Origin of the sequence: Paenarthrobacter sp. PH39-S1 (genome assembly GCF_030063245.1) — a bacterium.
Classification (GTDB): Bacteria; Actinomycetota; Actinomycetes; order Actinomycetales; family Micrococcaceae; genus Arthrobacter_M.
Genome location: NZ_JASISR010000025.1, coordinates 24,584 through 43,567 on the forward strand (window position 1 = coordinate 24,584; position 18,984 = coordinate 43,567).

Genomic DNA, 18,984 nt, shown 5'->3' on the forward strand with positions numbered 1-18,984 from the left:
CCGCTCGTTTCCACTGGACAGTACGATGACGGCTCCTGGCTTAGATACGGTGGTTCGGGCGGCTGCCGACGGAATGCCTGGCCACCCGAAACAGCTGCTGAAACGGTTGCCGTTTCCATGCTACCAACGGCGGCCTCGAACCCCCCGCGCCTCCCACCCGTTATCCGGCCCGCGCCAGCCACCCCAAGTAGGTAGCAGATATGGCACTCAAAACCGTGTTTGAGTGCCATATCTGCTACCTAGTTGGGTGAGGTGGTGGGGTGGGGTGGTCGACGGCGGCGGGGCCGGTAAGCTGATGTGGTGACAGAAACGCGGAAAACCAGCAATCCCCCGGTCAGCCGCGGCATCGTGATCTACGCCGCAGCCGCCGATCTCATTGTGGTGCTGGTCTTCGCGGCCACCGGCAGGGCGAGTCATGCCGAGACCCACCCGCTGCTGGGCGTCCTCACCACGGCGTGGCCCTTCCTTGCCGGTCTCGTCGTCGGCTGGGCCACCAGCCGGGCGTGGAGAGCGCCGCTGCGGCTCTGGCCACACGGCGTCGCCGTCTGGGCGGTTACGGTGGCAGCCGGCATGGTGCTCCGCCTGCTGTCCGGCCAGACCGCCCAACTTCCCTTCGTCGTCGTCGCCCTTGTCGTGTTGGCGGTATTTCTGCTCGGGCACCGGGCCCTAGCCGGCCTGGTGCGGCGGCGCATGAACCACGACTCGGGCCACGCTGTTTTGCGCTAACCTCGAAGTCAGTCAAAAAATTTCAGCAGAGCCGGCAATACGGCCGGATGTGCCTGCCGGGTCCGACGAGCCGGCTGCGACAGTGCAAAATGATTGGATTCCTCCTGTGATCACCGCTTTTGTCCTGATAAAGACCGATGCTTCCCGGATTCCGGAAGCCGCACAGGAAATTTCCGAGCTCGATGGCATCAGCGAGGTGTATTCGGTCACCGGAGAATGGGATCTGATCGCCGTCGCCCGGGTGACCCGCCATGACGACCTGGCGGACGTGATTGCCGACCGGTTGTCCAAGGTCGAGGGCGTCGTGTCAACGACGACGCAGATTTCCTTCCGGGCGTATTCGCAGCATGACCTCGACGCCGCGTTCTCCCTCGGCTTCGACCACTAACTGCCCGGGAAACGTCCCGCGGGTTGAGTCATCGGTTCCCTGACCAGGGATCCTTGACGGCGGCCTGTGGAGAAGTCAGTCTGCGGTGCAGTCAGTCCGCTACGCCCGTTGAATGGCGGATCCATTTGGCCAGCACGTCGGCGGCGCGCCCGCTGTCGATTGCCGCTTCCGCTGTCCGCAGGCTCGCCCGCAGGCGCTCCAGCAGTGAACCCTGCGCCGAACGGTTGACGGCCACCAGACCCGCTGCCGCGTTAAGTACGACGGCGTCACGCACCGGACCTTTTTCGCCCGCCAAAACCCGGTGGACGACTTCGGCGTTGTACACCGCATTCAGGCCGCGGAGATCGGCAATGGTGGCGCGCGCAAGGCCCAGATCGGCCGGCTCAAGTTCCGAGACCGTAATGGCGCCATCCCGGACCTCCCAGATTGTGGAAGGCCCCGTCGTCGTCAATTCGTCCAGCCCGTCGCTGCCGCGGAACACCAGCGCGCGCGTACCGCGGGCGGCGAACACTCCGGCGACCAGCGGTGCCATGGCCGCATCTGCCACGCCGACCGCGGAGGCCGAAACCCGCGCCGGATTGGTCAGCGGGCCCAGGAAGTTGAAGGCAGTGGGGATACCCATTTCACGCCGCGGCACGGCAGCGTGGCGCATGGACGGGTGGAATACCTGGGCAAAGCAGAACGTAATGCCCACGCTCGTGGCCGCCGACGCCACCCGATCCACGTCCATGTCCAGCCGCACCCCCAGTGCCTCCAGGACATCGGCGGACCCGGCGGCGGAGGACGAGGCACGGTTTCCATGCTTGACGACCTTGGTGCCCGCCCCCGCACAGACAAGGGCCGCCATCGTCGAAATATTGACGGTATTCAGCCGATCACCGCCGGTCCCGACGATGTCCAGGGCATCCCCCTCCACCATCAGCGGGCGCCCGTTGTCCAGCATTGCATCGACCAGCCCGACGACCTCAGCCACGGTTTCCCCTTTGGCCCGAAGCGCCACCAGGAAACCGGCTATCTGAGAAGGAGTCGCGGCACCTTCCATAATGGTGTTCATCGCCCAACGGGTCTCCGCGGCCGAAAGGTCACTTCCCGCGATGAGCGTGGAAAGAAGGGCGGGCCAGGTGGGTTTCTGTTCGGGCGCTGATGCTGTTGAGGTCACCTACTGATGCTAGCGAGCCAAGACACCGATGAACGAATAAGTTCCGCCGCTTCCGTGGACACGCCGCGGCGTCCCCGGCGCCTGAACGGCCACAATGCCCGGATTTCGCGGCTTTGTAGAAAAAGAATCGGCAAAACGCATTTTGCGTTGGGCAGCACGGAGTTTTATGGACATAATGTCTATGTGACAACTGCGACTCATTCCCCCAGTATCTCGGCGCACCCCACGCTGAACCGCCCCAACATGGTTTCGGTCGGAACGGTGGTGTGGCTATCGAGCGAGCTTATGTTCTTCGCCGGACTCTTTGCCATGTACTTCACGCTCCGTTCCACGTCCGCCGGGTTGTGGGCCGACGAAACCGCCAAGCACAATGTTCCGTATGCCCTGGTGAACACGCTCATTCTTGTCTCCAGCTCGTTCACTTGTCAGATGGGTGTCTTCGCTGCGGAAAGGCTGCAGGCACGCCGTACCGGCGGCCTCTTCGGTTTCGTCCGGTGGGGCATGACCGAGTGGTTCATGGTGACGTTCGTTCTCGGCGCCGTCTTCGTGGCAGGGCAGGCCGCGGAGTACGCGACCCTGGTTTCGGAGCACGTCTCGCTGTCATCGAACGCGTACGGTTCGGCCTTTTACATCACCACGGGTTTCCATGGACTTCACGTCATCGGTGGCCTCATTGCCTTCCTCCTCATTATGGGACGCGCCTTTGCCGCGAAGAAGTTTGGCCATTTTGAGGCGACGTCGGCCATCGTCGTCTCCTACTACTGGCACTTCGTTGACGTCGTCTGGATCGGCCTGTTCCTGGTCATTTACATCCTGAAGTAAGCTGAATTTCAGACCTCTTCTACACGAAGCAGAAATTGAATTGGCGGCTGAATCGCACCGCCGCACGATCGACACAAAGGAACCACCAAGTGAAGGCACTTTCGCAGAGGCGACGTCATCCACTAGCAGCCGTGGCTTTGCTGCTGATGGGGCTCATGCTGACCGGTGGGCTCTACGCCGTTGCCACCACCGTCAATAAGGCCAAGGCTGACACGACCTACTCGGCCGATGATGCGCACGAGGGCGGGAAGCTCTTTGTGGCCAACTGCGCGACGTGCCACGGCATGGGTGCCAGCGGTTCCCCCGACGGACCGTCTCTGGTGGGTGTCGGGGCGGCAGCCGTGGACTTCCAGGTCGGTACCGGGCGCATGCCGATGCAGCTCCAGGGGCCGCAGGCCCAGCAGAAGCCTAAGCAGTTCAATGATGAGCAGACCCGCCAGCTCGCGGCGTATGTGGCCTCCCTCGGTGCCGGACCCGCTGTGCCGGAAGAGAAGTACCTCGACGGCCAGGGCGACGCCGCCAACGGCGGCGTACTGTTCCGCGTCAACTGCGCCATGTGCCACAACGCCGCCGCAGCCGGCGGCGCCCTCACGCGGGGAAAGTTCGCTCCGGCGCTGGCTGGGGTCGCCAATTCGCACGTCTACGAGGCCATGATCACAGGCCCGCAGAACATGCCCGTCTTCAACGACGCGAACATCACCCCCGAGGGCAAGCGGGACATCATCACCTTCCTGGACACCATTGAAGCCAATGGTTCACCGGGTGGCGCGGATCTGGGCTCGTTGGGCCCGGTCTCTGAGGGACTCTTCATCTGGATCGCCGGCCTCGGCGTCGTCATTGCCTTTACCATCTGGCTGACCTCCCGGACTTCCTAGTCCCGACAAATTACGGTCGCGCGAGTGGCCGGATGAAACATACAATACGAACCCGGGAACATCGGGATAAGAGAAGGATGAGGGGATCATGGGCGACCATAGTGACGGCATTCCGGCAGGCTCGGACGCCGTAGCTAAGGCTGGTCTACACGATGTGGAGAAGTTCCAGGATCCTGGGCTCCCCCCGCACCGTTTGAGACTGGCCGATACGGATCCCTGGGCGGCCAAAAGGGCTGAGCGCCAGGTGGCCATACTCTTCGGTATCTCCGTCGTAGGAACTTTGCTATTCTTCTTCGGCTACTTTTTCATCCGTCTGGATGACACCATCGGCACACTTCGGATCCAGAACATGCTCCTGGGGCTGGGCACGGCGTTTGCCATGCTCGGCATCGGCACCGGCATTGTGCACTGGGCCAGGGCACTTATGCCTGACCACGAGGTTTCCGAGGAGCGCCACGAGCTCCGCAGCGAAGCGGACCGTGTCGCAGCGGAGAAGATCGTCGGCGACATCATCGAGGAAACCGGCATCAAGCGCCGTCCACTGATCCGTAATACGCTCCTGGGCGCTGTGGCACTGGCACCCTTTCCTGCGATCGTGATGTTCCGCGACCTGGGTCCGCTGCCGGCGGACGCCCTGCGCCACACCATGTGGGACAAGGGGACAAGACTGGTCCGGGACCCCACAGGCACGCCGATCAGGGCCTCCGATGTGACCCTCGGCTCGGCCTTCCATGTAATTCCTGACGGCCTTAATAATCTGCACGAGGGCAAGCTGGAGGAAAAGGCCAAGGCCGTGGTCCTGCTGATGCGCTTGGATCCTTCGCTGCTTAATCCGTCCAAAGGCCGCGAGGACTGGAGCTACAACGGCATCGTCGCGTACTCCAAGATCTGCACCCACGTCGGTTGCCCTGTAGCCCTTTATGAGCAGCAGACGCACCATCTTTTGTGCCCCTGCCACCAGTCGACCTTCGACCTGACGCAGGAATGCAAAGTCATCTTCGGTCCGGCCAAACGTCCGCTGCCGCAGTTGCCTATTGCCGTTGACTCTGAAGGCTATCTGGTGGCCCAGAGCGACTTTCACGAACCTGTCGGACCTAGCTTCTGGGAGCGTGGCTAAAAATGAGCGCCGCAACCGAATCAACCTACACCCCGGCGACCGCGACCGGCCGCATCACCAATTTCGTCGACCAACGCGTCGGCGGCTCCGGCATTCTCCGCGAATTCGGACGCAAGGTCTTCCCAGACCACTGGTCCTTCATGTTCGGGGAAGTTGCCCTGTACACTTTCGTCATCCTGCTGCTTTCGGGCACCTTCCTGACGTTCTTCTTCGATCCGTCCATGGCGGAGTCAACTTACAACGGCAGCTACGTTCCGCTCAAGGGCGTGGACATGTCCGTGGCAATGAATTCCACACTGAACATCTCCTTTGATGTCCGCGGTGGGCTTTTCATGCGCCAGGTGCACCACTGGTCCGCTCTGCTGTTCACGGCCTCGATCGCCGTGCATATGCTGCGCGTATTCTTCACCGGAGCCTTCCGCAAGCCTCGCGAGCTCAACTGGGTGGTGGGCGGCGTGCTGCTGATCCTGTCTCTGGCGGACGGGTTCACAGGCTACTCGCTCCCCGACGATCTGCTGTCCGGTAACGGACTTCGCATTATTCAGGGCGTCATCTCCTCCATCCCGGTAATCGGCACCTACATCTCCTTCTTCCTCTTCGGTGGCGAGTTTCCCGGAACGGCAATCATCGGCCGGCTGTATGTGCTCCACATCCTCCTGGTTCCGGCCATGATCCTGCTGATGATCGCCATCCACCTCTTTATGGTGGTGGTTCACAAGCACACTCAGTACCCCGGCCCGGGCCGCAATGACCGCAACGTGGTTGGTTACCCGCTGGGTCCGGTTTACGCTGCCAAGGCAGGCGGATTCTTCTTCATCATCTTCGGCGTCATCGCCCTAATGGCTGCGTTCTTCACAATCAACCCGATCTGGAACTACGGACCGTACGACCCGTCCCCGATTTCGGCCGGGACCCAACCTGACTGGTACATCGGCTGGGTCGACGGCGCGCTGCGACTGATGCCGGGCTGGCTGCTGGGCATCCCGCTGGAATGGAATATTCCCCTGCCGTGGGGCGTCAATACGCTGTCGCTCAATGTGCTGCTCCCGGCACTGGTTCCGGCGGGCATTGTCTTCACCGTGCTCTTCGCCTACCCTTGGATCGAACGCTGGGTCACCAAGGACGACCGCGAACACCACGTTCTGGACCGCCCGCGCAACGCCCCGACCCGTACCGCCATCGGCATGGCAGGCTTCACATTCTATTGCGTCCTCTGGGCCGCGGCGTCCTCGGATCTGATCGCCACGCACTTCCACGTGTCACTGAACGACGTCATCTATTGGCTCCGGGCACTGTTTTTCATTGGCCCGATCATTGCGTTCACGGTCACCAAGCGCATCGCTTTGGCGCTGCAGCGGAAGGACCGCGAGATCGCCCTGCACGGCCGCGAGACGGGCCGGATTGTCCGGCTCCCGCACGGCGAGTACCAGGAAGTCCATGCGCAGTTGGATGACTACAAGCGCTACAAGCTCGTGGGCTACGAATCCCCCGAGCCCAGCGACGGCGTTCCGAACGGAAACGGCGTTGTCACGAAGCAGGAACGCCGACGTGCCATGATCAGCCGGCTATTCTTCGAAGACCGTGTTGCGCCGGCCACACCCGCTGAGCTGGAGGCCGCTCACGCTCATGCACCCGTCCATGAGCAGATCGAGGAACCGGAAAGGCTCAAAGAGGTTTCACACTAGAAACCCGCTGAGACGACGGTTATCAACGCCGAAAGGAGCGGTGCCCGGGATGTCCGGGCACCGCTCCTTCTTATTGTGCGTTTGTTGCGCGGATGACCCCCTTACGGGGCAGCGCGCTGCTGGTCAGCCCTTACGCTTGCACGGGCCCCTGACGGCCCCCTCTTAGCCGTTATGGGACCGGGCCGAATACGCTCTCCGGCTCCGGCCACCGGGCCGTTGCAGGGGCACCCAGAGCTTATATCGGTCGGCGCGGTAAAACGACACGGAGAAGTCGACCATGGCCCGTGAAACGAATGCATGGCGCTGAAGCTTCAGCAGCGGGTCGCCTACATCCACCTTGAGCAGCCGGGCGATGGACGGCGAGGCGGCCGTCGCCTCGATGGTGTCCTCCCCCCACTCCATAACCAGCCCGTACCGTTCGCTGAGCACGTTGTACAAGGACGACGGCGGCGGGTCGTCGAGAATTCCCCGAACCCGGTGCGCTGGAATGAAGTTCTCGTCAACGCTCATGGGCTCGCCGTCGGCCAGCAGAAGGCGGCGGAAGCGGATCACCGGCTGTCCTTCCTCCAGCTGCAGCTCGCGGGCCAGCAGCGCCGTGGCACCGATCTGCTCAAAGCTCAGGACCTTGGCCGCGGGAACCATGCCGCGGCGCTCCATTTCCTCGCTGTAGGAGGTCAGTTTGACCTGAAGGTCAAACTTTGGCCGGGTCACGAAGGTGCCCAGTCCGACGACCCGGTCGAGCACTTCCTCGTCCACCAGCGAATCGATGGCCTGCCGTACGGTCATCCTCGCCAGCGAGAACCGAAGGGCGAGGTCGCGTTCTGACGGGAAGGCCGCGCCGGGGGCCAGCGTCGCGGCTATGAAGCTGCGCAGCAGTTCGCGCAGCTGTACGTGAATCGCCGTACCGGAGTTCCGGACAATTTCACCGGGTATCTTTGCTGCGGGATAGGCCAATCTGCTGTTCCTCCGTTCAATTGTCTGCCCTAACACTAACGGGGTTACACCCCGGCCCGACGAGCCGTGCGGCGGGTGTCAGTTTGTGGGGCGGCTCCGGTCGGCGCGTGACGGTGTCCTCGGACCCGTGTTGTAACCGTGTGAGCACGGTGGTTGGCTAGTTGTGGTAGCTGCCCCTGACAGGAGACTGTCATGACCATACCGCGCACTGTGTCCGATGTCGTTTCCGAGCATGTCGTGTTGAAGTGGAAAGCATAGATTGAATGTATCTGAACGTAGGCCGACGTGATGCATCAGCACCTGGCCAATTTCACCGGTGATGAAGGGATTCTGTTCATCAGCCGCGCAGGAGAAGACGAACCCGTTCCGCATGAGAAACGCCACTCCGGTGACGGCCGCGCGTATCAGTGGATCGTGAGGACCACGGGGGTTTTCAATCACTTCTACGTCTCCGCCGCGGGTTACCGTTATGACATCGCGATCCTGCAAGCGGCATTCTCCTTGAGCCAAACCCGCGCCCACGACCGCCTCCTATGCATCGGACTCGCTCAACTCACTACCCCAGAATCTGGCCCACTGCAAGAGGCCAGCCGCAACTACCAACGATCCTCGACAACCTCGCGGAAGAATCTGAACTGGCAGCCGAAAACTTGACCCGAAAATCCGCCGTCGCCGTCCTAGCCTCTAGATGGCGGCTAGTGTTTTTACAGCACTGCCACTATGCAAGGAGCCTTGATGTACATCCGGAATGCCACCGTTACCGCCGCCATCGGACTACACGCCCGCCCGGCGGCGGTTTTCGTCCGTGCCGTGACGCGGACCGGCCTGCCGGTCACCCTGGCCAAGCCGGGACAGCCGGCCGTGGACGCAACGTCATTGCTGCAGGTCATGACGGCGGATTTTGGCTGCGGCTGTGAGGTTGTCCTGTCCGTGCCGGACATCGGGCATGACGACCTCGCCGTCAGAACCGCTCTGGACGCCCTGGCGGATCTGCTCTCCACCGACCTCGTCCATGGTCCCGACTGATCGTAGGCGGTCGATCCCGCCACGGCCGGCACTGCGGCTTCAGCGGGATCGGTTGCTTCAGGGACGGGAGCCGGAGGTACCCGGTCCCGTCACCGGGCCGGGGCACCAGAAGCCGCACGGAAAGGACCTGAAACCCGGATAGCGCAGGACACGCGCAAGGCGGGCCCCAACCTTCCGGTGGAACCCGCCTTTTTGTCAACGCCTGGACCCGGTGACGCTCCTGATCCGTCGCGCCTAGTCCGAAGTTACGTGGGTGGTGACGTGGGAAATCCCCGCCGTCCTTGACTTCCGGCGGGGATTTCGTGGTTTTGGGGTTTCTTCCTTCTGTCTACTTCAGGTTTAGCGGGAGGGTTTGGCCGATGAGTTCGTAGGCACGGCGCTGGATGGGTGTTGGGGCCGCGAGCGTCGGGACTGCGGGCATCGTGGTGTCGGTGCCGTAACGGATGTCGTTGCGGGTCAGGGTGGCGAGGTGTTCGAGCAGGGCCCGGAAACTGTAGGCAGGGGCCCCGTCGGCGGTGGTCCGCCGGCTGGCTTTGGTCTGCGCGGCGGTGGAGCGTTGTGCGGGGGCGACGGGGTCGGCTGGTTCGGGGCGGTGTTCGTCGGTGAAGGTCAGCGGCGCCCACGCTTTGCGGAGGTGCCAGGTGAGGTAGGCGGCGAGCATGCAGATGAACACGTGCGCCCGGACCCGGGTTTCGGTGTGGTGGTGGATCGGGCGCAGGGCCAGGTCGATGGCCTTGATGGAGCGGAAGTCACGTTCGACGTTGGCCAGGGACTTATACGTTGCCACGACTTTGGCGGCGTCCATCTGCTTGTCGGGGATGGTGGTGCGGATGATGTAGATCCCGTCCAGGGCCGCCTCGGCGGCGATGTTCTCCTCGTTGCGGGCGTAGGTGAAGGAGGTATCGGTGATGTCGAGTTTGTAGTGCTTTTCCATGTTGTATTTCCCGACGACTTTCCCGGCGCGGATCCCGATGCGCCCGGCGTCCTTGAGCCTGCCCGCTTGGGTGGCGGCGGTGATTTTGGCCAGTTCCTGATCGGTCGCGGCGAGCAGGTCCCCGCGTTTGCGTGAGCGTTCGACCGCGAGGGCGGGGTTGCGGCAGGCGATCAGCCGTTCGCCGGGATAGTGCGGGTGGCTGATCTTGGCCAGGTTCGTTTCATCGAACAGGGACATCTGCAGGGGCCCGTCGTCGGCGGCCAGCGCCTGGATCGCCGGGGCCCGCAGCGCGGTGACCCAGCCGAGACCGCCGAGTTCCTTCAGCGCCTCGATGCGGGCACTGGTGATCATGCCGCGGTCCCCGACCATGACCATCTCCTGGAGTCCATACCGGGTTTTGAAGTCCTTCGCGAGGGCCTCGAAAGCGGTCGGGTCCGCCGTGTTCCCCGGCACGACCCGGACGGAGACGGGACGGCCTTCCGGGTCGGTGAGCAGGCCGTATTCGATCTGCGGCAGTCCCTTCTTCCCGTCCCGGGAGTAGCCCCGTGCGGCCAGCGGGCAGTGGTGCCCGGTGACCCAGGAGGAGGACAGGTCGAACAGGGCCAGCCGGTCCGGGTTCGCCCCCGGGGACAGGTGTTTTTTGGCCAGGGCCTTTTCGATGCTCTCCTGCCGGGTCTCGAGCCAGTCCATCGCGGCGTAGACCTCGTCGGTGCCGGCTGCGGTGAGGCCGAGGTCCACGGCCAAGGTGGTGTCGGCCCACCATCGTGTGGTGGCCGGTTTCGAGCCGGGCCGGCAGACCCGGGCGATCACCAAAGCCAGGGCCAGGTCCCGCTGCGGGCAGGCGGGCCCGAGCAGGGCCGGCAACCCGAGGGCCTTCGCCTGCGCGGTGACCGCGGCGACGTGCCCGTGCGGGCGGGAGCGCAGGATCGTGGCCGCGGCATCGGCCGGGACCAGGTGCTGGCCCTTGAGTCCGGCCTCGATCAGGTCTACGACGTGGTCGGGCAGGGCCGAGAGGTTCGCCACCGTCTCGTTGCGGACCTTCCCGCCCTCCCGGAAGCTGCGGCGCAGATAAGCCGAACGGTAATCGCGTTCCAGGCCGTGCTTGTCAGTGTGGGACTTCCTCACTCTGACTACGTGAACCGGCTTCTCCTGCTGACTCATACCAACAAACTACACCCGTGTGTGGTCAGCACCGGTAACAACACGCCGAATATTCTGTCTACAAATATTGGCCGAAAATGGACCTTTCGCCAAGAAACTCGCGGGAATCAGAGCGAAAGGTCCACGTAACTTCGGCCTAGTGCGCGTGGTCTCCGCGGCTGTATTCGAAGACCCAGCCGACCAGCGCGATGACCGCAAGACCGCCGCCGATGAAGACGATCCAGAACCCCACGGCCATGCCGAGGAATCCGGCCGCACACGCCAAGCCAAGCACCAGGGGCCACCAGCTCCAGGGGCTGAAGTGCCCCTGTTCGCCGGAGCCTTCGTGAATCTCGGCGTCATTTCGGTCCTCGGGCCGCATCCCAACTCGTTTGGCGGTGAAGCGGAGATAGGAACCGATCATCCAAGCCAGACCGCCAACCAGGATGAGGGCCAGGAAGCCGACCGGCTCCTGCCACTTGACCAAGAAGCCGTAGACGACACCGACGAGGGCGAAAAAGTAACCGAGTGCTCCGAAGAGCCATGCTTCTACCTTCACTGCTCCGTATCCTTCTGATCAGCCGAACCCAGCACTGCGGCTAAGGGGCCGGGGGACGAGGGTGTGTGCTGCTGCGCCAGTTCCGGGTGATGCAGATCGAGAGCCGGACGCTCCGACCGGATGCGTGGCAGGGACGTGAAGTTGTGGCGCGGCGGAGGGCAGGACGTCGCCCACTCCAAGGAGGCACCAAAGCCCCACGGATCGTCCACTTCAACCCGCTTGCTGCTGCGCCAGGTGATGTAGACATTCCAGAAGAAGGGGATCATGGAGGCGCCGAGGACGAAGGAGGAGATCGTGGAGAACTGATTCATCCAGGTGAAGTTATCCTCCGGCATGTAGTCCGCGTACCGGCGCGGCATGCCAATCACGCCCAGCCAGTGTTGGATCAGGAAGGTGCCATGGAAACCCATGAAGAGCATCCAGAAGTGGATCTTGCCGAGCCGCTCGTTGAGCATCTTGCCCGTCCACTTGGGCCACCAGAAGTAGAATCCAGCGAACATCGCGAAGACCACGGTGCCGAATACAACGTAGTGGAAATGCGCCACCACGAAGTATGTGTCCGACACATGGAAGTCCAGCGGCGGAGAGGCCAGAATGATACCCGTCAGACCGCCGAACAGGAATGTCACCAGGAAACCAAGGCTCCACAGCATCGGCGTTTCGAACGTCAGCGAACCGCGCCAGAGCGTGCCTATCCAGTTGAAGAACTTCACACCTGTTGGGACCGCAATCAGCATGGTCATGAACGAGAAGAAGGGCAGCAGAACCGACCCAGTCACGTACATGTGGTGTGCCCACACCGTCACGGATAGCGCGGCAATGGCAATGGTCGCATAGACAATGCCCTTATAGCCGAAGATCGGTTTACGGCTGAAGACGGGGAAGATTTCCGACACGATCCCGAAGAACGGCAGGGCGATGATATAGACCTCAGGGTGCCCAAAGAACCAGAACAGGTGCTGCCAGAGCACGGCTCCGCCGTTTTCCGGATCAAAGATATGGGCACCGAACCGCCTGTCCGCGCCGAGTGCGAAGAGAGCTGCCGCCAGGGGCGGGAAGGCCATCATGACCAGGATGGCGGTGATCAGCGTATTCCAGGTGAAGATGGGCATCCGCCACATGGTCATACCCGGGGCACGCATGCAGATGATGGTCGTAATGAAGTTGACGGAGCCGAGGATGGTGCCGAACCCGGAAAGGGCGAGCCCGAAAACCCACAAGTCACCGCCGACGCCCGGGCTGAACGTCGTATTGGACAGCGGCGCGTAGGCGAACCAGCCGAAGGACGCAGCACCCTGCGGCGTGATAAAGCCCGACACCGCAATGGTGCTGCCGAAGAGGAAAAACCAGAAGGCCAAGGCGTTGAGGCGCGGGAAGGCAACGTCCGGCGCCCCAATCTGCAGCGGCATGATCACATTCGCGAAACCGGCGAAGAGGGGTGTGGCGAACATCAGCAGCATCACGGTGCCGTGCATGGTGAACAGCTGGTTGTATTGCTCTTTGGTCTGCAGAATCTGCATGCCCGGCTCAAACAGCTCGGCACGGATCAGCAGGGCCATCACGCCGCCCAGGCAGAAGAAGACGAATGAAGCGATCAGGTACATGTACCCGATGGTCTTGTGGTCAGTTGAGGTGATCCAGTTGACGACGATGCGTCCTTTGGAAACCGGTACCACCCGCGGTGCCAGCGTTGCGGCCTCGGTCGCGGAATACTCGTAGGTCGACATTTTCCGCCCCCTTACTTTTGGTTCAGATTTGGATTGCGGTCGTACTTATTATCAAGCGTACCGGTGAAGCCGGCCGTTTTCAGGCTCGCTAAGTGCTGCTGGAAGTCCGTTTCGGAGACCACCTTGACGCGGAACAGCATTTCGGAGTGGTATTCACCGCAGAGTTCGGCGCACTTGCCGTCGTAGGTGCCGATCGCCGTGGGTGTAAGGGTCAGATAGTTCGTTTTGCCGGGAATGACATCCAGCTTGCGCAGGAAGGCCGGAACCCAGAACGAGTGGATCACGTCGCGCGAATTCAACTGCAGTTCCACCGATTTGTTCACCGGCAGGTACAGCGTGGGCAACGTGTTTTGGTCTACCGGGGATCCGTCCAGATGGATCTGGGTACCGCCCTCGTAGACGCTTTCCTTGATGTCGTTGCCCGAGATGTCGGGGCGTGAAACGTAGTTGAAGTCCCAGGACCACTGCTTGCCGCGCACATCGATGGTAACGGCCGGGGCGGGATCGCGGGCGTCAAGCGACTGCTGGTCCACGTCCGTGAAATAGAAGAACACCATCACCATGAACAGCGGAATGACCACGTAGAAGATTTCCAGCGGCAGGTTATAACTGATCTGCCGCGGGAAACCCACGGTATTCTTCCGCCGGCGATACGCAATAATGCACCAAATCATCAGGCCCCAAGTAATGAGACCGACAATCATGACCGTGATCCACGAATTGACCCACAGGTCTATAACCCGGCCGGTGTGGTTCGTGACATTACGCTGGGACGGCAACCAGCCGTTTTTCGACTCTGCGGTACATCCAGTCAAAGCCAACGCGCCAATGATGAGCAATCCGGTTATCGGAATGAACTTTGCACGTCGGCTGCCGGTACGGTCCTGCGAACTCACAGACGGCCCTTCCTCTTGGTGCTCCAAGCGGCATCCGGCCGCAGGTGCGAATCTTGGTTTACTACTCGTTGTAGAGCTTACCGCCCACGCACAGGAAAATGTGCATATGTCCCCCGTGGGTCGGCGCGGTTCGGCCAACGTTATGCCGCGACGCTCTTGAGCCTAGTAGTTTTTGCGGAGCACTGTGGTTCTGCCGGGCCGGGCGGGACATTAGTGGAATGAATCCCCGCAGGCGCAGGAACCGCCCGCATTCGGGTTATCAATGGTAAAGCCCTGCTTCGAGATGGTGTCCTCGAAGTCAATGGCGGCGCCGTCCAAATAGGGCACGCTCATTTTGTCGATGACAACTTCCACTCCGTCAAAGTCGCGGACGGCGTCGCCGTCGAGCAGCCGCTCATCGAAGTACAGCTGATAGATCAGCCCGGAGCATCCACCGGGCTGCACGGCTACCCGCAGACGCAGATCGGTGCGCCCTTCCTGCTCGAGCAGGCTGCGGACTTTGCCGGCGGCGACATCGGTGAGGTTCACACCGTGTACCTGCGGCTCCGTGGACAAATCTGAGGTGGTGGTCTCTTCGGGGGTCGTGGTGCTCATGGTTATTCCTAACGTGGGTGACTATTACATGCTACGTCCGGCGCTACACCGCCCGTAACCGTTGAAACCTGTTTTCTGCGCAATCTGTTCCCGTGGCGCCCTGTCCCGCGGGACCGCACCCCCCTTGCAGCGCCGGGCGCGGATCGCTTTACCGCTCCGGCCCGGCGATTCCTTGCTCTGCGCCGCTCACCGCTTCGCCATTAAGATTCGCCGTTTAGCGTCGCCAGCAGCAGCGCCTCGGCCAGAATGGCGTGTTCAAAATCCCCAAGGTGAAGCGACTCGTTCGCGCTGTGCGCCCTGGAATCCGGGTCCTCGACGCCGGTGATCAGGATCTGGGCGGCAGGAAACAACTCCTGCAGGTCAGGAATGAACGGGATGGAGCCGCCCATTCCGCTCTGTACCGGGCGGACCCCCCAAGATGTGCCCAGCGCCCACAGTGCGTCCCGGGCCGCGGACCCCTCGGTGTCGGCGGCGAAGGCCTGGCCCTGCTCCCCCGGGGTGAAGGTCACCTGCGCACCGAAGGGTGCATGCTGGTCCAGATGACGGCGGACGGACTCCATGGCTTCCCCGGTGTCCTGCCCCGGCGCCAGCCGCAAACTGAACTTCGCCCGCGCCCACGGCAGCAGCGTATTCGAACTCAGGGCCACGGACGGCACGTCCATGCCGATGATCGACAAAGCGGGTTTCGTCCACAGCCGGGACGTTAGCGAACCCGTCCCGGCGAGCCGCACGCCCTTTAGTACGGAAGCGTCCGCCCGGAACGTTTCCTCCGGATAATCGACGTCGGTGTGGTCCACGGCGACAAGGCCCGCAATCGCGACCGAGCCGTCGTCGTCGTGCAAGGTGGCAATCAACCGTGACAGCAGGGTGGGCGCATCCAGCACCGGACCGCCGAACATGCCCGAATGTACGGCGTGTTCGAGCACGCGGACCTCGATGGTCCCGTCCACCAGCCCGCGCAGACTGGTTGTCAGAGACGGGACGCCCACCGCCCAGTTCCCAGAATCCGCCACGACGATCACATCGGCCCGGAGCTCGTCCTGATAGGTCTCCAGGAAGGTCCGGAACGTGGGCGAACCCGCCTCTTCCTCGCCCTCGATGAACAAGGTGACACCCAGCCCGAAATCATCCCCCAGGACCTCGCTCACTGCCCGAAGCGCGCCGATGTGCGCCAGAATTCCGGCCTTGTCATCCGCGCTTCCCCGGCCAAAGAGCCGGCCGTCCCGCTCCACGGCGGTAAACGGCGGGGAGTCCCACAGCGCGGCCTCGCCGGGCGGCTGCACATCGTGATGGGCGTACAGCAGGATGGTTGCTTTGCCCGGCAGCGGTGGGCGGCGGGCGACGACGGCGGGTCCGCCGGCGGTCCCGTCCGCCTTGGGAACGCGCAGAACGCGGACGTCCTCCAGGCCGAACGAACGGATCAGGGCGGCGACGGCCGCGGCACTGCGGTCAAGTTCCGCGGGATCAAAGGCATCCCAGGCGATGCCGGGGATGCCGACCAGATCCACCAGCTTCGCCACGGTGGCCCGGAAGTCCCGCTTGACGCTGCCGCGCAAGGCGTCGACGTCGGCCCCAGGGCGGCTTGCGGTGGCCGCCACTGCCTCGGTCGGGATATTCGAATCGGTCGTTTCGGGATCTTCATTCATGAGCGCCACCCTACCCGGGCCCGATAGGGCGGCCAAGATGGGCGCAGCCGGGCGTCGTCCGCCTGGCCGTCAACCCCCGGGGCGTAAGCAGGGTATTCTAAGGTGGTGTTTGGACGTAAAAAAGATGCCCCCTCAGCCCAGTCCGTCGCCGATGAACTCGCTGCGCAGGCAGCCGCCCGGCCGACCAACCCGCAGGCGGCCAAAGGCACGCCCACTCCGACCCGTAGGGAAAGGGAAGCCGCCAACCAGCGTCCGCTCGTTCCCAACGACCGCGGGGCGGCGAAGGTGGCCCAGCGCGACGCCCGCAGGGAAGATCAAGCCCGGATGCGCCGCGCCCTGGACACCGGTGAAGAGCGTTTCCTGCCGGTCCGCGACAAGGGCCCGCAGAAGCGCTTTGCGCGCGATTTCGTGGATTCACGTTTCAGCCTCGGTGAATATGTGATGTTCGCGGCGCTTGCCATTGTGATCTTGTCCTTGGTGGTTCCGGTGACCAGCAATACGCAGATCATCGTGTTCGGCATCTTCTGGGTCATGGTGCTTGCCGTGGCCGTCGATTCGGTGTTCCTCTCCCGCAAACTCAAGCGGCGGCTCCGCGAGAAGTTCGGTTCCGTTGATTCCGGGGTCACCTGGTATGGCACCATGCGCTCATTGCAGTTCCGGCGGCTGCGGCTGCCCAAACCACTGGTCAAGCGCGGCCAAGCGGTTAAATAGGGTCAAGAGGTTAAATTAGGTTCCGCCTAAAGGGGCCCGATACTCCGGCGGCTGTCCCTATCCGACACGTATCGTCCGAGTAACTTGTAACGGTCCGCTGTCACGTCGGCGACAAAATCCCGGCGAGAATGACCCGCCGTTCCCGGTAGCGGATGGCCAGCGGGAAATCTTCGGTATACCCATTCCCACCCAGGCATCCCGCGGCCTCATGCGGGTGGTTCGGCCCGCGTTTGCAGACCCAGAACTTGGCGACCGCCGTCGCAAGGCGACGGAACGCGCGTTCGGTGGGGCCGCCGTCGTCGATAAGGGCCCGCATCAGGCGCATGCTTACCACGGCCCTAGCGGCCTCTGACTCCAGCGCCACGCCGCGGCCCGTGCGGTCGTCGCGGCCGCGCCGGGGTCGGCCCACGCCGACGTATGCGCGCCGGCGGCCACGGCGTGGCCGATGATGCGCTGGTAGGACGAGTGGTGCTCCACTTCGTCAATCCGCCGCCCGTATTTGCTGTACACGGTCAGCGGGACGTTCGCCGTAAACTCGTTGATTGTCCACCCGCGGCGGCGGCTGGTTGAAGACCAGTCGGGTTGGCCCGGGCTATTGCATCGCGGAAACCGTGGCGAAGGGCCGGCATCGGTGGCGGTCATGGGTCGACGTTACGCCGCCGACTCCAGCGCCGGGTCCAAAATGGACAACGAGGTCCTGTCCGTGGGCACTCAACGCGTAGAAAAGCCAGGGGCGGTATGTCCGTGTTCCTTTCGGCCTTGGGCCCGGTCCTCCCCCGGCTGGCTGGGTCACTGGAATAAGCGCAGCCATCAGCGCCCCATCATGCGGCGCTATCGTACTGTTCACCGGTATCGTCGCCGGAGGATGCGCTAGCCGCTAGTGTCCTGCGTCGTAAATTCGTTGAATAAGTGTTAAAATTGGTGTATGGCACGCACTGGACGCCCGAAGGCTGAACTGATCCTCACCGAGGAAGAACGCGATCAGCTTTCTCGGTGGACCCGCAGGCGCAAGTCCTCCCAGGCCCTGGCGCTGCGTTCGCGGATCGTACTGGCTTGCGCGGAGGGGATGGCAATCAAGGACGTCGCCACCCAGCTTGGGTGCTCGGCCCCGACGGTGACGAAGTGGCGCTCACGGTTTGTGGAACATCGCCTTGACGGGCTCAGCGATGATCCACGCCCGGGACGTCCGGCCACGATCACCACCGAGCAGGTTGAAGATATCGTGGTTGCGACCCTGGAAAGCACTCCGGAAAACGCCACCCACTGGTCCCGCTCCAAGATGGCCGAACGCGCCGGGTTGTCCAAGTCCACCGTCGGGCGGATCTGGAAGGCCTTTAGCCTTACACCCCACCGCACCGACGGGTTCAAACTCTCAAATGACCCGTTCTTCGTGGAGAAGGTCTACGACATCGTGGGCCCTGTACCTGAACCCGCCCGAATCCGCGGTGGTCCTCAGTGTGGAGGAAATCCCAGGTCCAGGCCCTGTCAAGATCACAACCGGCCTTCCCGATGATGCCGGGCATGCCCGAGAAACGGACCCATGACTATGCCCGGCATGGCACCACGAGCCTGTTCGCGGCAATGAACGTCGCTGACGGGACAGTGATCGCCTCCACCCACCGCAAGCACCGGGCCGTGGAGTTCAAGAAGTTCCTGGCCAAGATCGATGCGCAGGTCCCGGTGGGCCTGGACGTGCATATCGTCTGCGACAACTACGGGACGCACAAGAGTCCAACCATTGTGTCCTGGCTTGCCAAGCACCCGCGGTTCACGATGCACTTCACCCCCACGTACTCGTCCTGGATCAATCAGGTCGAACGGTTGTTTGCCGAAGTGACCCGGGAACTGCTCCAGCGCAGCGATCACCGCAGCGTACAGACCCTGGAGAAAGATCTGCGCAACTGGATCAAGGGGTGGAACGAGAATCCCAAACCGCTTATCTGGACGAAGACCGCCGAGGAGATCCTCGAATCACTGGGACGACTATTAAAACGAATTAACGGCGCGAGACACTAGGCTTGCCGG

The 18,984-nt window shown here is 62.8% G+C and carries 19 protein-coding genes and 1 pseudogene; 10 read left to right on the forward strand and 10 right to left on the reverse strand.

The window, feature by feature from the left end:
* Nucleotides 1-300 precede the first annotated feature (300 nt).
* Nucleotides 301-726: a DUF3054 domain-containing protein gene (locus QMG52_RS15530; protein ID WP_283561314.1), complete on the forward strand. Its 426-nt coding sequence runs from the start codon at nucleotides 301-303 to the stop codon at nucleotides 724-726.
* A 106-nt stretch (nucleotides 727-832) separates the two neighbouring features.
* Nucleotides 833-1,114: an Lrp/AsnC family transcriptional regulator gene (locus QMG52_RS15535; protein WP_283561315.1), complete on the forward strand. Its 282-nt coding sequence runs from the start codon at nucleotides 833-835 to the stop codon at nucleotides 1,112-1,114.
* 91 nt (nucleotides 1,115-1,205) lie between these two features.
* Here the strand turns inward: QMG52_RS15535 and trpD are convergent, their stop codons facing one another.
* A complete protein-coding gene (trpD, locus tag QMG52_RS15540) occupies nucleotides 1,206-2,273 on the reverse strand; it encodes an anthranilate phosphoribosyltransferase (RefSeq protein WP_283561316.1) in 1,068 nt (355 codons plus the stop codon).
* A 183-nt stretch (nucleotides 2,274-2,456) separates the two neighbouring features.
* Here trpD and ctaE point away from each other — a divergent pair, with 183 nt between their 5' ends.
* The 4 genes from ctaE (at nucleotide 2,457) to qcrB (ending at nucleotide 6,772) form a co-directional block, all read left to right on the forward strand.
* A complete protein-coding gene (gene ctaE / locus QMG52_RS15545) occupies nucleotides 2,457-3,095 on the forward strand; it encodes an aa3-type cytochrome oxidase subunit III (RefSeq protein ID WP_283561317.1) in 639 nt (212 codons plus the stop codon).
* An 89-nt stretch (nucleotides 3,096-3,184) separates the two neighbouring features.
* Nucleotides 3,185-3,970: a cytochrome bc1 complex diheme cytochrome c subunit gene (gene qcrC / locus QMG52_RS15550; protein WP_283561318.1), complete on the forward strand. Its 786-nt coding sequence runs from the start codon at nucleotides 3,185-3,187 to the stop codon at nucleotides 3,968-3,970.
* 88 nt (nucleotides 3,971-4,058) lie between these two features.
* Complete coding sequence (gene qcrA, locus QMG52_RS15555) at nucleotides 4,059-5,087, forward strand: cytochrome bc1 complex Rieske iron-sulfur subunit (RefSeq protein ID WP_283561319.1); 1,029 nt, start codon at nucleotides 4,059-4,061, stop codon at nucleotides 5,085-5,087.
* A gap of 2 nt (nucleotides 5,088-5,089) precedes the next feature.
* Nucleotides 5,090-6,772 carry a cytochrome bc1 complex cytochrome b subunit gene (gene qcrB / locus QMG52_RS15560; RefSeq protein ID WP_283561320.1) on the forward strand — a complete coding sequence of 561 codons (1,683 nt, stop codon included), beginning with the start codon at nucleotides 5,090-5,092 and terminating at the stop codon, nucleotides 6,770-6,772.
* A 162-nt stretch (nucleotides 6,773-6,934) separates the two neighbouring features.
* Here the strand turns inward: qcrB and QMG52_RS15565 are convergent, their stop codons facing one another.
* Nucleotides 6,935-7,726, reverse strand: a complete 792-nt coding sequence (locus tag QMG52_RS15565; protein ID WP_283561321.1) for a GntR family transcriptional regulator — start codon at nucleotides 7,724-7,726, stop codon at nucleotides 6,935-6,937.
* Between the two features lie 288 nt (nucleotides 7,727-8,014).
* Here QMG52_RS15565 and QMG52_RS15570 point away from each other — a divergent pair, with 288 nt between their 5' ends.
* Nucleotides 8,015-8,380 carry a hypothetical protein gene (locus tag QMG52_RS15570; protein ID WP_283561322.1) on the forward strand — a complete coding sequence of 122 codons (366 nt, stop codon included), beginning with the start codon at nucleotides 8,015-8,017 and terminating at the stop codon, nucleotides 8,378-8,380.
* An 81-nt stretch (nucleotides 8,381-8,461) separates the two neighbouring features.
* Nucleotides 8,462-8,752, forward strand: coding sequence for an HPr family phosphocarrier protein (locus QMG52_RS15575; protein WP_283561323.1), 291 nt, complete (start codon nucleotides 8,462-8,464; stop codon nucleotides 8,750-8,752).
* 328 nt (nucleotides 8,753-9,080) lie between these two features.
* On the opposite strand, the gene QMG52_RS15580 is transcribed toward QMG52_RS15575, so the two are convergent.
* From QMG52_RS15580 to QMG52_RS15605, 6 genes are all read right to left on the reverse strand, one after another.
* On the reverse strand, nucleotides 9,081-10,847 hold the full coding sequence (locus QMG52_RS15580) for an IS1634 family transposase (RefSeq protein ID WP_283561324.1): 1,767 nt from the start codon (nucleotides 10,845-10,847) through the stop codon (nucleotides 9,081-9,083).
* A 136-nt stretch (nucleotides 10,848-10,983) separates the two neighbouring features.
* Complete coding sequence (locus tag QMG52_RS15585) at nucleotides 10,984-11,385, reverse strand: cytochrome c oxidase subunit 4 (RefSeq protein ID WP_283561325.1); 402 nt, start codon at nucleotides 11,383-11,385, stop codon at nucleotides 10,984-10,986.
* The gene (ctaD, locus tag QMG52_RS15590; RefSeq protein ID WP_283561326.1) at nucleotides 11,382-13,112 is read right to left on the reverse strand and encodes an aa3-type cytochrome oxidase subunit I; all 1,731 of its coding nucleotides are present in this window, start codon (nucleotides 13,110-13,112) and stop codon (nucleotides 11,382-11,384) included. Before ctaD ends, QMG52_RS15585 begins: the two co-directional genes overlap by 4 nt.
* Before the next feature lie 11 nt (nucleotides 13,113-13,123).
* Nucleotides 13,124-14,008 carry an aa3-type cytochrome oxidase subunit II gene (ctaC, locus tag QMG52_RS15595; RefSeq protein ID WP_283561327.1) on the reverse strand — a complete coding sequence of 295 codons (885 nt, stop codon included), beginning with the start codon at nucleotides 14,006-14,008 and terminating at the stop codon, nucleotides 13,124-13,126.
* Nucleotides 14,009-14,218: 210 nt separating this feature from the next.
* Complete coding sequence (locus tag QMG52_RS15600; protein ID WP_283561328.1) at nucleotides 14,219-14,602, reverse strand: HesB/IscA family protein; 384 nt, start codon at nucleotides 14,600-14,602, stop codon at nucleotides 14,219-14,221.
* 200 nt (nucleotides 14,603-14,802) lie between these two features.
* Nucleotides 14,803-16,248, reverse strand: a complete 1,446-nt coding sequence (locus QMG52_RS15605) for a dipeptidase (RefSeq protein WP_283561329.1) — start codon at nucleotides 16,246-16,248, stop codon at nucleotides 14,803-14,805.
* 105 nt (nucleotides 16,249-16,353) lie between these two features.
* Here QMG52_RS15605 and QMG52_RS15610 point away from each other — a divergent pair, with 105 nt between their 5' ends.
* Nucleotides 16,354-16,959: a DUF3043 domain-containing protein gene (locus tag QMG52_RS15610; protein ID WP_283561347.1), complete on the forward strand. Its 606-nt coding sequence runs from the start codon at nucleotides 16,354-16,356 to the stop codon at nucleotides 16,957-16,959.
* A 100-nt stretch (nucleotides 16,960-17,059) separates the two neighbouring features.
* On the opposite strand, the gene QMG52_RS15615 is transcribed toward QMG52_RS15610, so the two are convergent.
* Nucleotides 17,060-17,275, reverse strand: a complete 216-nt coding sequence (locus tag QMG52_RS15615) for an acyl-CoA dehydrogenase family protein (RefSeq protein ID WP_283561330.1) — start codon at nucleotides 17,273-17,275, stop codon at nucleotides 17,060-17,062.
* An 11-nt stretch (nucleotides 17,276-17,286) separates the two neighbouring features.
* The gene (locus QMG52_RS15620) at nucleotides 17,287-17,601 is read right to left on the reverse strand and encodes a hypothetical protein (RefSeq protein ID WP_283561331.1); all 315 of its coding nucleotides are present in this window, start codon (nucleotides 17,599-17,601) and stop codon (nucleotides 17,287-17,289) included.
* A gap of 283 nt (nucleotides 17,602-17,884) precedes the next feature.
* On the opposite strand from QMG52_RS15620, the pseudogene QMG52_RS15625 reads away from it, so the two are divergent.
* Nucleotides 17,885-18,975, forward strand: a pseudogene (locus QMG52_RS15625) (IS630 family transposase).
* Nucleotides 18,976-18,984: the final 9 nt, after the last annotated feature.

Bases quoted from the DNA above. Each gene is read 5' to 3' on its own strand.
- qcrA (WP_283561319.1), top strand. From the start codon at position 4,059: ATGGGCGACCATAGTGACGGCATTCCGGCAGGCTCGGACGCCGTAGCT.
- qcrB (WP_283561320.1), top strand. From the start codon at position 5,090: ATGAGCGCCGCAACCGAATCAACCTACACCCCGGCGACCGCGACCGGC.
- QMG52_RS15570 (WP_283561322.1), top strand. From the start codon at position 8,015: ATGCATCAGCACCTGGCCAATTTCACCGGTGATGAAGGGATTCTGTTC.
- QMG52_RS15575 (WP_283561323.1), top strand. From the start codon at position 8,462: ATGTACATCCGGAATGCCACCGTTACCGCCGCCATCGGACTACACGCC.
- QMG52_RS15580 (WP_283561324.1), bottom strand. From the start codon at position 10,847: ATGAGTCAGCAGGAGAAGCCGGTTCACGTAGTCAGAGTGAGGAAGTCC.
- ctaD (WP_283561326.1), bottom strand. From the start codon at position 13,112: ATGTCGACCTACGAGTATTCCGCGACCGAGGCCGCAACGCTGGCACCG.
- QMG52_RS15600 (WP_283561328.1), bottom strand. From the start codon at position 14,602: ATGAGCACCACGACCCCCGAAGAGACCACCACCTCAGATTTGTCCACG.
- QMG52_RS15605 (WP_283561329.1), bottom strand. From the start codon at position 16,248: ATGAATGAAGATCCCGAAACGACCGATTCGAATATCCCGACCGAGGCA.
- QMG52_RS15615 (WP_283561330.1), bottom strand. From the start codon at position 17,275: ATGCGGGCCCTTATCGACGACGGCGGCCCCACCGAACGCGCGTTCCGT.
- QMG52_RS15620 (WP_283561331.1), bottom strand. From the start codon at position 17,601: ATGACCGCCACCGATGCCGGCCCTTCGCCACGGTTTCCGCGATGCAAT.